Source organism: Solidesulfovibrio sp. DCME (assembly GCF_049995385.1).
Taxonomy (GTDB): domain Bacteria; phylum Desulfobacterota; class Desulfovibrionia; order Desulfovibrionales; family Desulfovibrionaceae; genus Solidesulfovibrio.
This window is the reverse complement of sequence record NZ_CP188261.1, coordinates 883684-901005: the sequence shown is the minus strand read 5'-3', so window position 1 is coordinate 901005 and position 17322 is coordinate 883684. Positions and strand designations below refer to the sequence as shown.

The 17322-nt window shown below is 66.5% G+C and carries 11 protein-coding genes; 2 read left to right on the top strand and 9 right to left on the bottom strand.

Annotated features, from left to right (window positions below):
* Window positions 1–92 precede the first annotated feature (92 nt).
* Entirely contained in the window at window positions 93–512 is a 420-nt protein-coding gene (locus ACP59X_RS03770) for a PaaI family thioesterase (protein WP_428565211.1), read from the bottom strand.
* 310 nt (window positions 513–822) lie between these two features.
* Here ACP59X_RS03770 and ACP59X_RS03765 point away from each other — a divergent pair, with 310 nt between their 5' ends.
* On the top strand, window positions 823–1635 hold the full coding sequence (locus ACP59X_RS03765; protein ID WP_428565209.1) for a C1 family peptidase: 813 nt from the start codon (window positions 823–825) through the stop codon (window positions 1633–1635).
* Window positions 1636–1777: 142 nt separating this feature from the next.
* Here ACP59X_RS03765 and ACP59X_RS03760 read toward each other — a convergent pair whose 3' ends face one another.
* The 5 genes from ACP59X_RS03760 to hpdB all read right to left on the bottom strand — a co-directional run bounded on the left by ACP59X_RS03760 (window position 1778) and on the right by hpdB (window position 11097).
* Window positions 1778–5092 carry a transporter substrate-binding domain-containing protein gene (locus ACP59X_RS03760; protein WP_428565207.1) on the bottom strand — a complete coding sequence of 1105 codons (3315 nt, stop codon included), beginning with the start codon at window positions 5090–5092 and terminating at the stop codon, window positions 1778–1780.
* Between the two features lie 620 nt (window positions 5093–5712).
* Window positions 5713–6660 carry a glycyl-radical enzyme activating protein gene (locus ACP59X_RS03755; protein WP_428565205.1) on the bottom strand — a complete coding sequence of 316 codons (948 nt, stop codon included), beginning with the start codon at window positions 6658–6660 and terminating at the stop codon, window positions 5713–5715.
* A gap of 86 nt (window positions 6661–6746) precedes the next feature.
* Complete coding sequence (locus tag ACP59X_RS03750) at window positions 6747–8048, bottom strand: MFS transporter (RefSeq protein ID WP_428565203.1); 1302 nt, start codon at window positions 8046–8048, stop codon at window positions 6747–6749.
* Between the two features lie 74 nt (window positions 8049–8122).
* On the bottom strand, window positions 8123–8380 hold the full coding sequence (hpdC, locus tag ACP59X_RS03745) for a 4-hydroxyphenylacetate decarboxylase small subunit (protein WP_428565200.1): 258 nt from the start codon (window positions 8378–8380) through the stop codon (window positions 8123–8125).
* A gap of 2 nt (window positions 8381–8382) precedes the next feature.
* The gene (gene hpdB / locus ACP59X_RS03740; protein ID WP_428565198.1) at window positions 8383–11097 is read right to left on the bottom strand and encodes a 4-hydroxyphenylacetate decarboxylase large subunit; all 2715 of its coding nucleotides are present in this window, start codon (window positions 11095–11097) and stop codon (window positions 8383–8385) included.
* 384 nt (window positions 11098–11481) lie between these two features.
* Between hpdB and ACP59X_RS03735 the strand changes: the two genes are divergently transcribed.
* The gene (locus tag ACP59X_RS03735) at window positions 11482–13059 is read left to right on the top strand and encodes a sigma-54 interaction domain-containing protein (protein ID WP_428565196.1); all 1578 of its coding nucleotides are present in this window, start codon (window positions 11482–11484) and stop codon (window positions 13057–13059) included.
* Window positions 13060–13109: 50 nt separating this feature from the next.
* On the opposite strand, the gene ACP59X_RS03730 is transcribed toward ACP59X_RS03735, so the two are convergent.
* From ACP59X_RS03730 to ACP59X_RS03720, 3 genes are all read right to left on the bottom strand, one after another.
* Window positions 13110–13970, bottom strand: coding sequence for a hypothetical protein (locus tag ACP59X_RS03730; protein ID WP_428565194.1), 861 nt, complete (start codon window positions 13968–13970; stop codon window positions 13110–13112).
* A gap of 92 nt (window positions 13971–14062) precedes the next feature.
* Window positions 14063–15355, bottom strand: a complete 1293-nt coding sequence (locus ACP59X_RS03725) for a phenylacetate--CoA ligase family protein (RefSeq protein WP_428565192.1) — start codon at window positions 15353–15355, stop codon at window positions 14063–14065.
* A gap of 298 nt (window positions 15356–15653) precedes the next feature.
* On the bottom strand, window positions 15654–17162 hold the full coding sequence (locus ACP59X_RS03720) for an outer membrane homotrimeric porin (protein ID WP_428565190.1): 1509 nt from the start codon (window positions 17160–17162) through the stop codon (window positions 15654–15656).
* Between the last annotated feature and the right edge of the window lie 160 nt (window positions 17163–17322).

The following is a 17322-nucleotide window of genomic DNA, read 5'->3' as shown; positions in this document are numbered from 1 at the left end:
GCCGCCCCCTTGCAGCCTCCGCGACAAGGGGGCGGCGGCGCGAGTCCCGGCACCCGGCCGACGGCCGAACCGTGCGGGATGCGGAGACGCCCTCAGGAACCGCGCCGGATATTGTACACGCCCCGGCCCTCGGCCACGTGCTCGTCCGGGCTGCCGTCGGACCACAGGACCACTTGCGCGTTGCCCACGCGGTTGCCGAGCAGGCGCACCGTGGCTTCGGCGTACAGGTCATGGGCCGTGGCCGGCCGCAGGTAGTCCACGCGCAGGTCGATGGTGGCGATGCGGGCCGATAGCTCGCAGCGGGTCCAGACGGCGAAGCCGGCGCAGACATCGGCCAGGGTGGAAATGACGCCGCCGTGAATGGCCTGGCGGCGCGTGTCGCCGATGAGGTCCTCCCGAAACGGGATAAAAAGCCGCACCCGGCCCTCGACGATCTCGGCCACGCGTATGCCCAGCATCTTCTGAAACGGCAGGCCGTTTTCGATCAGGTCGGCCAGCACCTCGAAATCCATGTTCCCCTCCCGAACCGGCACGGTTTTGAAGCCTCGGCCGCGTTTGTAGCGCCCTCCCCGGCCCAAGGTAAAGGGAGCCCGAACGGGCCGCCCAGGAGGTATCCCGTATCCGTTGACAGGTCTTTTGAAAAGTGTTCCTCGATATCAACAACAAGAATTATCGAGGCAAATACTTCACCCCAACCCACGCGCACAGTCCAAAACCGGAAACCAGAAGGAGAAGACCGCAACACACCATCCGACTGCCCTTGCTCTCCCCGGAACCGAGGCGTGTTGGTTCCACCACACCTTTTGCCCAAGGAGAACGGCCATGTCGACCACATCCGAAGACCCCTCCCCCATCCAACGCATCTGCAACCTGGTCCCCTCGCGCGACACCGACCGCGACTGGGGGTTCGAGCATGCCCTGGCCGCCAGCGCCATCGAGGCACCCATCCCCGCCCTGCCGCCCAGCCTGGATTTGCGAACGGGGTGGTGGGATATCGGCAACCAGGAAAATACGGGCTCGTGCGTGGGCTGGGCGTCCACCGACGGCGTGGCGCGCTATCACCTGGTCAAGGCCGCCAAGCTGCCCAAGGACGGCCGCTTGTCGGCGCGTTTCACCTGGATGGCCTCCAAGGAAACCGATGAATTCACCAAGCTGCCCGAGACCTTCATCGAAGTCGCCGGCACCAGCCTCAAGGCGGCCTTGGACATCCTGCGCAAATACGGCTGCGTTCCGGAGTCTGTCCTGCCCCTTCACATCGGCTCGACCATGTATGCGGGAGACGAAAAGCAATTTTTCGCCCTGGCCTCGAACTACCGTATCGCCTCGTATTACAACCTGGGCAAGGACCTGATGGCCTGGCGCACCTGGCTGGCCGCGAACGGGCCGATCCTGACCGGCTTGTACGTGGACGAGACCTGGAGCAAGGCCGCGGACACCCACGGCAAGCTCGACACCTTCAAACCGTCGACCGCCTATGGCGGCCATGCCATCTGCATTGTCGGCTATACCACGGACAATCGTTTCATCGTTCGCAACAGCTGGGGTACCTCATGGGGGGACAAGGGATTTGCCTATGCCAGTGAAAACTACATTGCCCAGGCTTTCTACAACGAGGCGTATGGCATAACGGTCTAGGCCGATCCCGCTTCGCGCCGCGTCTCGGTTGGCGCCAAGCTGGAAAGGCCTGGCGCCAAGACCGCCCGGGCGCTGGCCCCACGCTTTCCGGACACCGGGACTGCTTGGGCAAACCGCCGCGTCCGAGGCCAGCGGCCTGGCGCTAGGCCGGGCCGGCCTCGCGCTCGGCCTCGGGTTTGGGCAGGCGGAAACGAAACGTCGTTCCCTGGCCCGGGCTGGAGGTGACCCGGGCGGTGCCGCCCAGGTGCCGCAACTTGTCCATGACGGCGAAAAGGCCCACCCCGCGCCCGGAAAAGGAATCGGCCACGGCCTGCGTCGTCAGGCCCCGGGCAAACAGCAGGTGCAAGTCCGCCGTGTCGTCGCCCGTGGGGGCAAGCCCCAGTTCCCGGGCCTTGTCCCGCAGGGCCCGGACATCGATGCCCCGGCCGTCGTCGGCCACGACGATCTCCACCTGGTCGCCGTCGTCGATCACCCGGCAGGCGATCTGCCCGGCCTCGGGCTTCCCGGCCTCCAGGCGGTCGTCGGGGTCCTCGATGCCGTGCACGACGGCGTTGCGAAAGACGTGGACCAGCGCGGCGACAAACGGCGCATAGGCCCGGGGCGGCACGGCCACGGGGTCGCCTTCCACGCAAAACGGCGCCACGAGCTTGCCCATGCGTTCGGCCAGCCGGCGCACGGATCCGGGATAGGCCCCGAGCATGTCGCGCAGGTCCCGCTGGCGCAACCGGCTAACTTCCTGCAACAGGTCCTGGTTTTCCGCGCCAAGGCCCAGTTCCTCGGCCCGGGCCTCCAGGTGCCTGGCCATGCTTTCCAGGCGCTCGAGCAGGCCCTCGGGCACGAGGACCTGATGGGCCCGGTCGAAAAAGGCCTGGCCCAGGGCCGCCCGGATGATGCCCAGGTCGTCTTCCAGGGCGGCGTCGCAGCCGCAGGCGGCCCAGGCGGCGGCCAGGCGCGCCTGGTCGGCCTGGCCGAGGCCGGCGGCCTGCCATTGGGCCAGCCTGGTTTCCAGCCGGTGCAGGGCAACGGGGCCGTGGATGCATTCCAGCTGCAGCAGCAGCCCCTTGAAGGTATGCACATGGCGGTAGAGGCTGGGCAGGTCCCAGCCGCCGTCCACGCCCTCCGCGCCGTCCGCGCCGGCCGGGGCCTCGCCGCGCACCCGGGCCCGGACGAAGCGGTCGTAGGCCTCGAGGACGCCGAAGAAGTCGTCCTTGTCGCGCACCGCGGCCACGATCATGGCCAGGCGCTTGCGCTCCCCTTCCACCTCGGCCTCCAGGGCGCAGCGGTCGGTCACGTCGGTGAGCACAAGCATGCACCGCCCGTCCCCCAGCGGCTTGTATTCCGCGTCCAGCCGGGTGTCGCCCAGCACGAAATGCCTGGGCATCAGCGACAGGAGCAGGTCGCGCTTGTAGGTGTCGTCCTGGGTCAGGATGCGTTTGATGTTGGCGGCGAAGGCCGGCCCGGCCGCGGCATCGCCGGGGTGGAGCAGGTCCCCGATGGAGGCGCCGGCGGCGGGCCGGCCGAAGAGCCGGTCGCACTCCCTGGAGCGTTCCGGCTCCACCGTGCCGTCGGGGCCGAAGGACAAAAAGCCCTGGCCGGAATTGTCGAGCAGCGTGGCGATCTTGGCATGGGCCTGGTTGAGGCCGGCGTTGGCCCGGGTCACGGCCTGGTTGAGGCGCACGAGCTTGCGGTTCCAGTAGACGATGGCCGCCACGGCCACGGCCACCCCGGCCAGGATCTTCCACAGCAGGGCATAGTCGAAGCCGTGCTCGAAGGTGACGGCGATCCAGCGGGAAAAGATTTCGTTGCGTTCCTTTTCCGTCAGCGAGGCCACGGCCATGTCGAACACCTGGGCCAGCAAGGGGTTTTGCTGGCGCACCCCCACGACCAGGGGCAGGTCGCTGTCCAGCTTGCCCGCGATCTTGAGGTCGGAGAAATGGTTCTTGCCGATGGCGTAGCCGATGGCGGCCATGGTGTCCACGAAGGCGAAGAGCTTGCGGTCCCGGACCAGGCCCAGCCCCTCGTCGAGGCTGTCCGTCTCCACCAGGTCCACGGCCGGGAAGTCGCGGCGGATGGCCGCGTTCCAGGCCCGGCCCCGGACCGTGCCGATGCGTTTGCCGGCCAGGGAGGCCAGGTCGGGCACGAACAGGGTGTCCTGCAGCGTGGCCGCGACCAGGGGCGTACTCAGGTAGGGACGGGTGAAGGCCAGGGACTTCTGGAGCTCCGGCGTGGGGATCACGGCCGGGATGATGTCGCACTTGCCCTCGGCCAGGGCGGCGAGGCTTTCCTCCCAGGTCCTGGTGGGCACAAGGCGCAGGTCCACGCCGATGCGCCCGGCCAGGCGGTCGACGACATCGGCGGCCATGCCCTCGAACCGCCCCTGCTCGTCGATGCGGCCAAACGGCATCCAGTCGGGATGCACGCACAGGCGCACCACGCCCAGGCGGGTGAGCATGGCCTGCTCCGACGGGGTCAGCGGGATGTATTTCGTGTCGGCGCGGTCGGCGGACAGCCATTTCTGGCGCAAGGCGCTGATCTGGCGCTCTCCCACGGCGGCCATGGCCTTGGTGAGGATGCGGGCCAGGACGGGCTTGCGGTTGGTCACGCCGAAACGGATGTTGACGGTGGGGAAATACTTGTTGTCCACCAGGGCCCGGGTCTGGAGATTGAGCAGGAAGTGCTTGCCGATCAGGTAGTTTTGCGCCGGAAGGCTGCCTATGGCCGCATCGGCCCGGCCCGTGGCCACGGCTTCCAGGCAGCCGAGGGTATCCGGCGGGGTCAGGAGCTTGATGGTCGGATAATGCTCCCGCAGCACCTGTTCGGTGAAGAACCCCTTGGGCACGGCCACGACGCGGCCGCCAAGGCTCTCCAGGGTCGGCGGGGCCGGTTCGCTGTCGCGGTAGGAGACGCCGTGGGCCAGGGTGGCGTAGGGCGGCGTGAAATCCGTGTAGGCCTCGCGCTGGGGCGTGCTGGCCATGTTCATCAGGACGTCCAGGCCGCCGGTTTGCAACATCCGCTCGAATTCGTCCCAGTCGGGGCCGCTCACGTAGCGGACCCGCAGCCCGGTCAGGGCCGCGAGCATGTTCAGGTAGTCCACGGAATAGCCCTGGGGGAGCCCGTTGCGATTGAAATTGAAGGGGGGCCAGTCCTTCTCGTTGGAGGCGGTGAAAAGGGGGTTTTCCTCGATATAGCGCCGCTCCTCGGCCGTGAGGCTCAGGTGCGCGCCGTCGGGGTCGGGGGCCTCGGCCCCTGCCGCGGCCGTATCGGCCGTATTGGCGGCCGGGGCCGCCGTTGCCGCAGCGGCCGACCGGGGCCGGGCGTCACCCGACGCGCCGTCCCGTTCGGCCGTCCGGCCGGCCGGGGCCGGCTCCCCGGGTGGTACGCCGCCGGACTGGGCGCCGGCGGTCACGGCCCACAGCACCAAACAAAGCACACACCCCAACAACATGTTCGCTTTCATAGGCAACACCCGTCACGTCGTCCGTAGGCGGCGGCGCAGGGCCGGGTCGCGGCCCAAACGCCATCCCGAGGCAAGCCCCCTCCCCGCGCGTCCGGGCGGCAACCCGGCCGCCGGCCGGGGCAAAGGCGGAGAGCCGGCCAGTTCCAGCCAGGCCTCCCCGCCCCTGGCCGGTCACCCGGCGATGGGGTCGGCAATGGGGGAGGCGTGTTCGTTGGGGGAGTGTACCCCGGGACGCGAGCGGATGAAACCCTGGGGGAAGGGCAAGGCGTTGCGGATGGGGGGATCGTGGAGGCAGTCGCCGCAAATATCACGGGATTTTCGGAAGGAAGCGGCCGGCCCCGGCTTCAGGGGAAAGGGGTTGTGGCCGGCAAGGCCGGCCGGCCCGGGAAGCCTCGCCCGGGACTGCGGGCGGCAGCCCCCGGGACCTGGCCCCGGCCCTAGGCCGGCCACCTCGGTCCGTGTCGCGCCCTCGAAGAGGACATATCCCGGTCCACGGTCAACCGTTAAGAATAATTACTCATTCTAAAAAATACGGGAGTATTCTTCAAGCGACGCAACACGAGGCCGTCGCGGCGCGCGGCAGGCCCTGCCCGGCCGCGACGGCTCCATACCCGGCTGCCTCAAAACGGCGTTTCCCAGCCGACGAGGCAGATGACATCCCGGCTCTGGACCATGTCCTTGAGGCGGTACATGGCTTCGTCACTGGGGGAAGTCTGGTCGGCCAGGCCGTATTCCTGGCCGAGCTGGCGGTACTTCGATTCGCCAAGCCTGTGGAAGGGCAGGATGTTCACGGCGTCCAGGCCCAGGCCCTTGATGAAGTCCACCGTGGCCATGAGGTTTTCTTCCGAGTCGTTGCGACCGGGAATGACCGGCACGCGCGGCATGATGACCCCGTCCCAGTCGGCCTTGGCCAGTTGTTCGATGTTGTGGAGAATCAGTGCGTTGTCCCGGCCGGTCAGTTCCTTGTGGATCGCCGGGTCCATGTGCTTGATGTCCGTGAACACCCAGTCCACGGAGCGCAGGACGTCGAGGTAATAGTCGGTGGGCAGGCAGGAGGTCGTTTCCACGCAGGTGTGCATCTCGAGCTTTTTGCATTGGCGCAGCAGATTGCCGATAAAGGCTTGCTGCAGCAGCGGTTCGCCGCCGCTGAAGGAGACGCCGCCGTTCCTGCCCCAGAACTGCCGGTCCCGCTTGAGGATGCGCAACACTTCCTCGATGGGGTAGTACTTGCCGCTTTCCACCACGGCCTCGTTGAGGCAGGCCTTCACGCAGGCATGGCTCTGGCAGGTGTCGCACACGGCCCGGTCGAAGACCAGCCTGCCCGCGACGACCCGGACCGAACCGGTGGGGCAGGCGGCCAGGCAGTCACCGCAGCACTTGCACTTGCTTTGCCGGTACATGACCACCGGGCGGTTGAAGAGCCCTTCCGGGTTGCAGCACCAGGTGCAGCGCAAGGGGCAGCCGTTCAAAAATACCGTCGTGCGCGTGCCGGGGCCGTCGTGGACGGAATGCCCTTGGATGTCGAAGATCAGTCCCCTGTCCGCGCTGTTGCCGTGGTGCGTATGCATAGCCGTCATCCTTGTGTGCAAAAGGTGTTGCCCAGCCGGGGGCGGGTTGCGGCCCCGCCCCCGTGTCGCGGGAGGCAGCCGGGCCGCTAGGCCGTGGCCGCCTCTTGCGCCCGCAGGCGCGCTTCATGCTTTTCCATGGACAGGGGCAGGCTCGCGCCGAACATGGACGAGACCACGAACGCCCCCAGGGCGAAGACGATGGAATAGTAGTAGCTGCCGGTGGTGTCCTTCATGTAGCCGCCGACCAGCGGGCCGATGAAGGGGCCGATGCCCATGACGATCATGGTGCCGAGTCCCCAGATCTTGCCCAGGGTGGCCCGGCCGTAAACCGCGCCCAGGTAGCCGACCACGCCGCCGGGCACGATGGCCCAGTAGATGGCGAACAGCACGCAGGACAAAAAGCCGAGCACGATGGACTGGCTGCCCTGGAGGATGAGCAGCAGGCAGGCCGTCGCGCCGACCAGCGGGCCGAAGATGAGCATCTTCTTGCGGCCCATGGATTCGCAACTGGAGCGCTGCACCACCTTGTCGGCCACGATGCCCATGCCCGGCATGGAGAAGATGCCGACCACGCCGATGATGACGTAGAGGTAGGTGGCGTTGGAAAGGGTCATGCCGAGGTCGGCCGTCCAGTAGCTGACCACCTGGGTCCAGATGAGGAACTCGGCGAGCATGCTGGTCAGGAAGGTCAGGATGGCGCCCCAGATGGGATAGGAACCGTAGGCCTGGCGCAGGCTCCAGACGCGGGGCGCGGCGGCGCCGGGTGCCTGGGGTATCTCGCCGAAAGGCTTGAGCCCGTAGCCTTCGGGGCTCTTCTTGGCCAGGAAGGCGGCCAACAGCAGGCACAGCAGCACCAGCACCCCGAGCAGTTCCATGGCCCCGCGCCAGGCATCGCCCTGGGCGCTGGACAGGGAGCTTTTCACGAACAGGCTCATGACCACTTGGGCCATGGGGCCGCCGGCGAAAGCAAAGCCCCACATGGTGGCGTAGCTCTTGCCGACATACCACTTGCGCACGGAAACGGTGGAGGTCACCCAGAGCATGCCCGTGGCCACGCCGGCCAGGATGCCGTAGGCGGCGTAATAGGCGTAGAGCGTATGCACTTGGGCCGTGACGTAAAAACCGGCGGCGCCGAAGACCGCGCCGACCAGGTACACGAGCTTGGCCCCCCACTTGTCGAGGATCAGCCCCGAGAAGAAGGCGGCGATGGCGTAGCACATCATCATGAAGGAATAGCCCAGGGTCACCTCGGCCTGGGACCAGCCCATGTTGGCGCTCATGGGCACCTTGAGGATGGAGAAGGTGGCCCGGTAGCCGAACAGGCAAAAGACGGCCAGCCATGAGGCCGCCACCACCGACCACCCGTAGACGCGTTTCTTGTCTTCCATGATTCACCCCCGAAACATCCGGTTGCGACGGGTCCGCCCGGCCGGAAGCGAGCTTCCGGCCGGGCGGTGCCGGGTTAGTCGGCGTACATCTCGCAGGTCACGGCGGTCATGTCGCCGTAGGCCATGAACTTGGGGCTCATGGTGCTGGCGCCGCAGATGCCGATGTTGGTCGCCTCTTCCTGGTAGTTCGCGCAGAACTTGCACTTGGGCAGCTTGGTGTAGCCGGCCGGTGCGTCGGTGTCGGCCTGGACCATCTTGCCGGTGCGGCGATCGAGGCCTTTGTCCGCGTCCACGGGAATGAATTCACGGGTGTCACGATAAGCGAGCGTCATGGCTATATCCCCTCGTATTCGGTTCTGGCGATGAGTTCGTCCTGGACGGACTTGCCGATTTCCACCCAGTACTGGGTGAAGCCGGCCACGCGGACCATGAGCTCGCGATACTCCTGGGGCTTGGCCTGGGCGTCGCGCAGCATCTTGGTGTCCACGACGTTGTACTGGACGTGGAAACCGCCCTTGCGCATGTAGGCCCGGGTGAGGTCCAGGAGCTTTTTGGACCCTTCCTGGCCGCGGATGGCGCTGGGGTGGATCTTGATGTTGAGCTGGGAGTTCTGGGAGTTGGAGTGGTCCCAGACAGTGGCCGAGTTCATGAGGGCGAACGGGCCGTTGCGGTCCGTGCCCGGGTAGGCGGACAGGGAGGCGTCGGCGAAGGTGGTGCCGCTTAAGCGGCCGTCCGGCGTGGCCCGGCAGGCCGAACCCATGGCGCCGTGGGTGGAGACGGAGATCTGGCAGGGATACATGGGATGGGCGTACAGGGACTGGTAATCCTTGCAGTCCTCGCAGAAGTACTCTTCCCACTCGCGCAGGATGTCGTCGGCGTAGGGGTCGTCGTTGCCGTACTTGGGCGCCTGGAGCAGCTGGAAGTGGAGCTTGTCCCACTTGCGGTCGTCGTCTTCGCGCTTTTGCTGGTCGGCGATGGAGAACGAGTTGATCTCGTGGGCGTCCTTGAAGCCGAAGTTGTCGAGGATGGCCGCCTTGATGTCGGCGAGTGTAGCCGTCTTGTCGTCGTAGACGACCTTCTTGAGGGCGGCCAGGGAGTTGACCATGTTGGCCGTGCCGGCGGACTCGACGTTGAAGGTGGCGTTGTAGCGGTAGCCGAGTTCATTGATCAGGTGGCCCTTGCTCAGGCAGTCGGGCTTGAGCAGGGAGTTGAACACGGCCATGTTGTTCTTGCGCCAGATGTCGTGCTGGATGTTGTTGGCCTTTTCCAGGGCATGGCACATGATTTCCCAGTAGTTCTTGAACTCGGCCCACAGTTCCTCGTAGGTGTCGAGGGCCTTGTTGTGCGGCGGCACGACCTGTTCCTTGGTCCGCTGATCCTGGCCGTTGAAGATCGTGAGTTCCAGGATCTTGGGCAGGGACATGAAGTGGATGCCGACGCTGGTGGGCTGGCCGGCCCCGCCGGGGATCATGTATTCCTTGCCGTTCAAGTGCAGGGGCAGCCAGCAGCAGGGCGAGGACTCCAGGCAGCCGCCGATGGCCCAGGCCGTGGCTTCCTGCGGGGTCATGCCCTCGGGGGCATACTGGGACATCATGAACTTGATGCCGATCTCGTTGTTCATGAAGGCCGGGTAGCCGCAACCGGTCTTGATGGCCTTGGCCGCCAGCAACAGGAAGTCATCGGGCAGCTTCTCGTCGTATAAAAGCGCGATGGTGGACTGGGGCATGGGGTTGGTCATGCCGGCCTGCAGGATGAGGTACTCCAGGCGGTTGGCCGCGGACTGGCCCTTGGCGTTGAGGCCGCCCACGGACAGGGTGTTGAACGTGTTGCCCGAAAGCACGCCGCCGACCACGCCGCAGGAGGCGAAGCAGTCGATGGAGGTCTTGACCACGCGGTCGAGTTCGCACAGCTCCAGGGCCTCGTCCTCGGTGATGCGGCCGGCGGCGATGTCCTGCTCGAAATAGGGGTACAGGACCTGGCCGATGCGGCCCGGGGACATGCCGGAGATGGCATCCTCGTTGAGCACGCCGAGGTGGATGGTCTCGATCATCTGGAAGGCTTCGTAGAAGGTGCGGGGCGGCTTGTGGGCGATCCACTCCAGGCAGGCGGCGATCTCGCCGTATTCCTTCTTCTGGGTGGCGTCGGCCTCGATGGCCTCCAGGCGGCGGGCTTCCTTGGCGTAGTTGAGGGTCCAGGCCTGGATGCCCTCGAGGACCAGGATGACGGCCTCGTAGTTGTAGAGGCGGTTGGTGCCGACCATGCCGTCGCCGTCGGCGTTGCCGGCGACCTTGTCGCGCAACTCGGCGGCCATGGCGATCAGGCCGTCGAAGCCGTATTCCAGGGGATAGTAGTAGTTGATGACCTCGCGGCCCTGAGGCAAGGTGTAGCCGGAATCGAACATGCACACGATGTTGCGCATGCACTTTTCCTTGACGTCATAGTCCGGGCACTTCTGCTCGTACTTGTGGCCGAGGTCGTCCACGGACTTGCCTACCCACATCTTGGCCAGCTTGAGCAGGGCCGGGATCTCTTCCTGGCGCATGCCGAACTTGCCGGCGATGGAGACGATCTTGTTGAAGCTTTTGACGACGTTTCCGCCGCCGGAACCGAACTTGGAGTGTTCGTCGGCCGAGGTGGAGCCGCGCTTGAGGGCGTCCTGGAAGAGCTCGTCCTCCTTGGCGACGTAGAAGCCTTCGGACAGCCAGGGCATGGGGAAGGAGCCGCGGAAGTAGTGGGCCTTGTGCATGACCAGCTTCTCGCCGGGGTAGATGACCGGCGTGAGGTGAGAAAACGCCGCCTTGAGGGCCATGGCGCGGCGCACGACCGGGATTTCCGAGTCATGGGCCATGTATTCCCGGGTGTACCAGTACGGGAACTCGTTGTTGGCCGTGGACAAGGTCTGCATGAAGATGCTTTTGAGCTTTTCGACGCGGGGATGCGGTTCGGGCTTGATCTCACGGTCGACGATCGTATCCGGGGCGCGCCCGCACGCTTCGAAGTCCATGGAGATGCCTGCATCCGCCAAGACCTCTTTGAATGTTCTGGCCATGGGGTCCTCCGTTAGGGGTTGGAGCGGCAGAGCCGCCAAATTCAAGAACAATTCTTGCAATTACATGGAACATGCCAACCCCGAAAAACGGCCAACGTGAAAACGCAACCTCCTTGAATTCAAGCGTTATTTGAAAACGATGCAACAACGGGGCAAGCCCAAGTTGTAATGCGGCATGACAGGCCTTGGCGGGCAGGGCCGGGACCCGGGGCCCACCGCCAGGGACCACGACCGCCCGGCCAAGCAACCACGCGCCTTGGCGGGACAACGGCCGCATCCGGCGAGGGGGGAGACAGGCATGACACCGTTGGGAAGGATTTGTCACGAATGGTGACAGCGTCGGCGCAACCCGCAGCAGGAATCGCAACCCGCGAGGAGTATGGGATGGAATGCAATCTTCCGCATGCGGCCTGTTCCCCCCCGGCACACGACGAGACCGAAGCGAGGACCGAGACCCAGGCCATGGAAAAACTCAAGCATGTCGACAAGAAATGGTGTGAGGCCAAACTGTCGGGCGCCAAGATCTGCCTGCTGCCCGAGGCCGCCAGCCCCGGCCACGACCTGGTGACCGGCATTTTTTCCGACGAAAAGAATTTCGTCGAGTTCCTCAAAAAGATCATCGACTACTGTGCCTGCGGCCTGCAGGTGGTCAACAGGCAGGGCAAGATCGTCTTCATCAACGAGAGCTTCAAGGAAGTGCACGGCGTACGCGAAGAGGACGTCATCGGCCGCCACGTCACCGACATCGTGGACAATACCCGCATGCACCTGGTGGCCCAGACCGGCATACCCGAGCACGACCGCTACCAGGACATCCGGGGCATCCCCTACGTCGTCTCGCGCATTCCCATCTTCGAGGACGGCGAGTGCATCGGCGCCGTGGGGGTCATCCGCTTCCGCTACCTCGACGAGGTGCAAAAGCTCACCGACGACATCAAGCGGCTGCAAAAGCAGATCCGCGACATGCGCAAGGAGAAGTCCCTGGCCAGCGGCACGGAATACAGCTTCGCCAACATCCTCGGCGTGTCCGAGCCCATGCGCCAGGCCAAAAACGCCGCCATGCAGGCCGCCGCCACCAACGCCACCGTGCTGTTGCGCGGCGAATCGGGCGTGGGCAAGGAGGTCTTCGCCCACAGCATCCACAACTACAGCCGCCGCCGGGCCGGCCCCTTCATCCGGGTCAACTGCAGCGCCATCCAGGAGACCCTGGTCGAATCGGAACTGTTCGGCTACGAGGAAGGGGCGTTTACCGGCGCGCGCAAGGGCGGCCGCAAGGGCCGGTTCGAGCAGGCCGACGGCGGCACCATCTTCCTGGACGAGATCGGCGACATGCCGCTTTCCGCCCAGGTCAAGCTCCTGCGGGTGATCCAGGAGGGCGAGGTGGACAGGCTCGGCAGCGAGCAGCGCAACCAGGTCGACGTGCGCATCATCGCCGCCACCAACCGCAACCTCGAGGACAAGGTGCGCGACGGCAGCTTCCGCGAGGACCTGTTCTACCGCTTAAACGTCATCCCCATCCTGATCCCGGCCCTGCGCCACATCCCCGAGGACATCCCCTGGCTGATCAAGAGCCTGTGGGAAAAACTCTCCCGCCGCCACGGCATCCACAACAAGCGCCTGACCTCCCCGGCCCTGGCGGCCATGCAGATGCAGCCCTGGAAGGGCAACGTGCGGGAGATGCAAAACGTCCTGGAACGCATCATGATCATGAGCAAGTCCGACGAGATCGGCGAGGAGGACCTGCGCCGGGTGCTGCTGCAGGGCGGCACCTGCTCGGACCTGATGGAGATCGACGCCGACGAGGGCCGCATGACCCTCGATGTGCTGGTGGAAAAAACCGAACGCCGGGCCATCCGCTACGCCCTGGCCGTGGTCGAGGGCAACCGCTCGGCCGCGGCCAAGCTCCTGGGCATCTCACGGCCCCTTTTCTACAAGAAACTGGCCAAGTACGGCTTCATGTAGGGCCGGCCGGCACCGGGTCGCCCGGTGGCGGGCGGCCCGGTGGGCCGTCGTCAGGGCAGGAAGTCCGGCACACCGTCTTCCCCGGTCTCGAGCACGACCCCGGCCGTCCAGACCACGCCGACCTGGATGGTGGCCGGCCCGGGGCCGCCCGTGCCCAGGCGGGTCAGCCGGCCGCTGTACAGGCCCAGCCACTGGTCGGCCACGGCCAGGCCGGGCCGGGCGCGGCCCAGGCCCGTGGGCCCCAGGGCGAGGTAGCCGCCGAAATCCCGGGCCACGGCCGGGGCGCCGGAACAGCCCCGGGAGGTCGGGCCGGAAACGGCCAGATAGGGCATGGCCGGGTCCGGGGCGGCGGCCAGGGCGCAACCTACGGCCAGGGGGCGGCCGGCATAGTCCCGGCCGCCCGGATAGCCCAGCACCAGCACCCCCCGCCCGGCCGGCAGGTACATGTCCGTGACCTGGCCATGGCCTGGCACGGCCGGGGCCTCGTTGACCGCCGGCGCCTCCAGGAAGGCCCGGGGCAGCGGGCCGCCGGCCACGGCCTCCAGCACGCCGAAATCCAGGGCGGCCACGTCGCAGCCGCCGCGCAAGCCCGGGTCGGGATGGACCCGAAACAGGCTGCGCCCGCCGACATAGGCGCTGAAACGGCCGACGCGCACCGCGCCGAGATGGACCTCGAAGGACAGGGGATTGGGCGGCAGCCCCCGCAGGAAGCGTTCCCCCGGGGTCAGGCCGCCCGACAGGTTGTGGAAGGCCGTGGCCAGGAAACGGCCCCGCCGCCCGGCCACCAGGAAGGCCGTGGCCACGGCCGCCCCGGCCGCGCCCCGGTCCAGCACCAGCCGCACCACGCCGGCCGTGGCCGGATCGGCCCCGGGCGCGGCGGGAAAGGCCGGGCGCGGCGCGGCGTGGGGCATGGCCGGGCCGCGCCTAGTGACGCGCCCCCGAAGGGGACAGGCGTTTATTCACGTACAACATCCAAGAACAACTGCATTTCCGGGGCACGACCCTAGTGGGGCCGGTTGTCCACGACCCGCTTGGCCTTGCCTTCGCTGCGGGGCAGGGTGTTGTGCTCCACCAGTTCGACCTTGGGCGTGACCAGGATCTCGTCGCGCAGCTTGGAGGCGATCTTTTTTTGCAGGGCCGTGAGGAAGCGGGTGTCCTCGGTGAAGTGCTCGGCCCGGACCTCGACCTGGACCTTGATGCGGTCCATGGCGCCGTCGTTGTCCAGCACGATCAGGTAGTTCTGGCCGACCTCGGGCATGGCCATGAGCACCCGCTCGATCTGCATGGGATAGATGTTGACGCCCTTGACGATCATCATGTCGTCGCAGCGGCCGTGCAGCCGGTCGATGCGGCGGTGCACCCGGCCGCAGGGGCACGGCCCGGGCAGAAAGCGGGTCATGTCCCGGGTGCGGTAGCGGATGATGGGCATGCCCTGGCGGCCGAGCGTGGTCATGACCAGTTCGCCCAGTTCGCCGTCGGGCACGGGCTCGCCGGTTTCGGGATCGACGACCTCGGCCAGGTAGGCGTCCTCCCACAGGTGCATGCCCCGCTGTTCCTGGCACTCGAAGGCCACGCCGGGGCCGTTCATCTCCGACAGGCCGTAGGAGTTGTAGACCTTCATGTCGAAGAGTTCTTCCAGGCGGCCGCGCGTCTCCTCGGTGTAGGGCTCGGCCCCGACCAGGGCGATGCGCACGGGCAGCGTGCGGGGGTCGATGCCCATTTCCTTGAGCACGTTGGCCAGGTGCATGGCGTAGGACGGGATGATGTGGATGCCCGTGACCTTGAAGTCCGTCAGCAGCTTGATCTGGCGCTGGCTGTTGCCGGCCCCGGCCGGGATGGTCAGGCAGCCGAGCTTTTCCGCGCCGTAGTGGATGCCAAGCCCCCCGGTGAACAGGCCGTAGCCGGACATGTTCTGGAAAACGTCGGTCGGGCGCAGGCCGACCATGTGCATGCAGCGGGCCATCAGCGAGGCCCACCAATCGAGGTCGTCGCGGGTGTGGTAGACGGCCGTGGGCGTGCCGGTGGTGCCCGAGGAGGCGTGCATGCGCACCATTTCGCTCACGGGCAGGGCCAAAAGCTTGTCGGGATAGGCGTCGCGCAGGTCCTGCTTGGTGGTAAACGGCAGGCGGCGCACGTCGTCGAGGGAGGACACCGTATCGGGCGTGACGCCGAGGCGGGAAAACAGGTCACCATAAAAAGGCGATTTGGCTGCCTTGGCCAGGGTATCCCGCAACCGCGTCAGTTGCAGGGCCGTGATTTCCGGACGGGAAAGTGTTTCCGCTGCGTCGTAATGCATGACCACTCCTTCTTTCAGTTGGCGCGGCCGCGTTGCCTTTTGCTGTCGCCCCTGGCGGGCGCAACAGCCTGACGCGGCTCGGTGGTTGGGCTCTGCTTGAGGCCGGGCGCCGCGTGGCCGTCGCGTGTCCGTCACGCACGACATCAATCAAATTCCCAGGCCAAAGTCCAGGGCGCAGACGGGCTTGCCGCCGACCGCCCGGGCGCAAACGCCGACGGGCCGGCTCCCCCAGGAACCGGCCCGACGACGGAAAACGGCCGCCCCGACGCGCCGTTTTCCCGGGTGCGCCCGCGCCCGGTCAATACTTGTAGGTAAAGCCCAGGGCCAGCTTCCAGGTGCCGCCCTGTTCCTCGGCCTTGTGCACCAGGCGGCGGCCCCAGACGCTCTCCTGGAACTGCCCCTTGGCCCAGCCGGTCTCCATGCGGATTTTCAGGTTCTCGTACAGGGAATATTCGCTGTCCAGGTTGAGCCCGAAGGCGTGCTCGTTGCTGGTCAGGTCGCGGCCCATGCAGAAGTAGGGGTTGCTGCCGGCGTAGAGGTCGCCGGAGCCGAGGTAGTAGTTGAGGTAGCGGATGGCCTTGGGCGAGTTGTTGCCGTGGATGTAGGCAAAGGTCAGGCTGTGGGAGAGCTTTTCCACGAAGGTCATGTTCTTGAGCGACACGGCCAGGCCGTAGGTGCCCACCGGATCGATGCCCATATTGGAGTTGCGGGCCAGCACCTGGCCGCCGTCAAACAGGAACGAGCCGGCGCCCGGTCCCCAGGCCGGCCGGGAATGCGGCATGCGCTCGGAGCCGTTGAGGACCGAACCGTCCTCGCCGGTGCCCCACCAAGCCATCAGTTGGGGGGTGAGCAGGTCCCAGCCGGTGAATTCCGTGCCGAAATCGATGAACCAGCCGCCGCGCTTGCTTTTTTTGAGGTCGTTAAACGCACCGCCGCCGTACATGACGTCGGCGTAGAATTTGACCGGATCCAGGGCCGTGAGCTCGAAGGCGCCGCCGCCCCAGAAATAGGCGTTCTGGCTGTTCTTCCACTTGGTCGGGGCGATCAGCGTGCCGGCGGACAGCAGGTCCTCGGCCACGGACGCCTGGGCGAAGGAGGAGGCATAGGTGGTGTAGTAGCCGGCGTTCTTGCCGGCCACGCCCACGATGGCCCACGGCGTGACCTTGAACCCCGTCGCCGTGATCGGGAGGGTCAGGAAGTACCAGTCCAGCTCGTCGTCGACTTGCGTGGTGGTGGTGTCGTAGGTGCGGTTGGTGTCAATCATGCGGGCGAAGCCGATATTGTAGGAAAGCAGATCCGGGATCAGCGCCCCCCGTATGGTCAGCGCGGCGGCCGTGTCGTCGAAGAGCAGGCTGCCGGTGAAAATGGGGGTTTGGGGGAAGCTCAGGTCCTGCAGGCCGGCCGTGACCTCGACGTCGCAGCCCGGCCACTTGAACTGCAGGAAGGCCTGGTAGACGACGATGCCCGTGGCGTCGGGGTTGGCCGCGGTGTAGGTGCCCGTGCCCCAGGTGTTGTCGATCTTGATGCCCAGGCGAAACTTCACGGCCTCGTTGGCCACGAAGTCGGTGCGCACACGCAGGCGCTGCCAGACCTCGAAGGTGTCCTCGGTCTTGGTCCCGGCCTTGGTCCAGGTCGGCGTGTTGGAGGTCCAGGCCGCGTCGTTCCAGCCGGTGAAGTTGTGCCCGCTGAAAAACACGCCGTAGACGCGCGCGTCACCGACGAATTTCACTTCCGTGGCGGCCAGGGCCGTGCCGCAGGCGGTCGCCAGCAGCAGGGCCGCCAGGCCGATCCGTAAGACTTTTCGCATGACTCCTTCCTCCTTACCCCAGGTTGATGATTCGCGAGGTGCTTGCCTCAGCCCATTCCGGCCGCCGGCGCCAGGCGCGACGGCCGGCTCGTTGCCGGACACGGCCGACCCGCCCCGCCTGGCGAAGGCGAAGCGGCGCAGCGGTTTCTCTTGGTGTCCG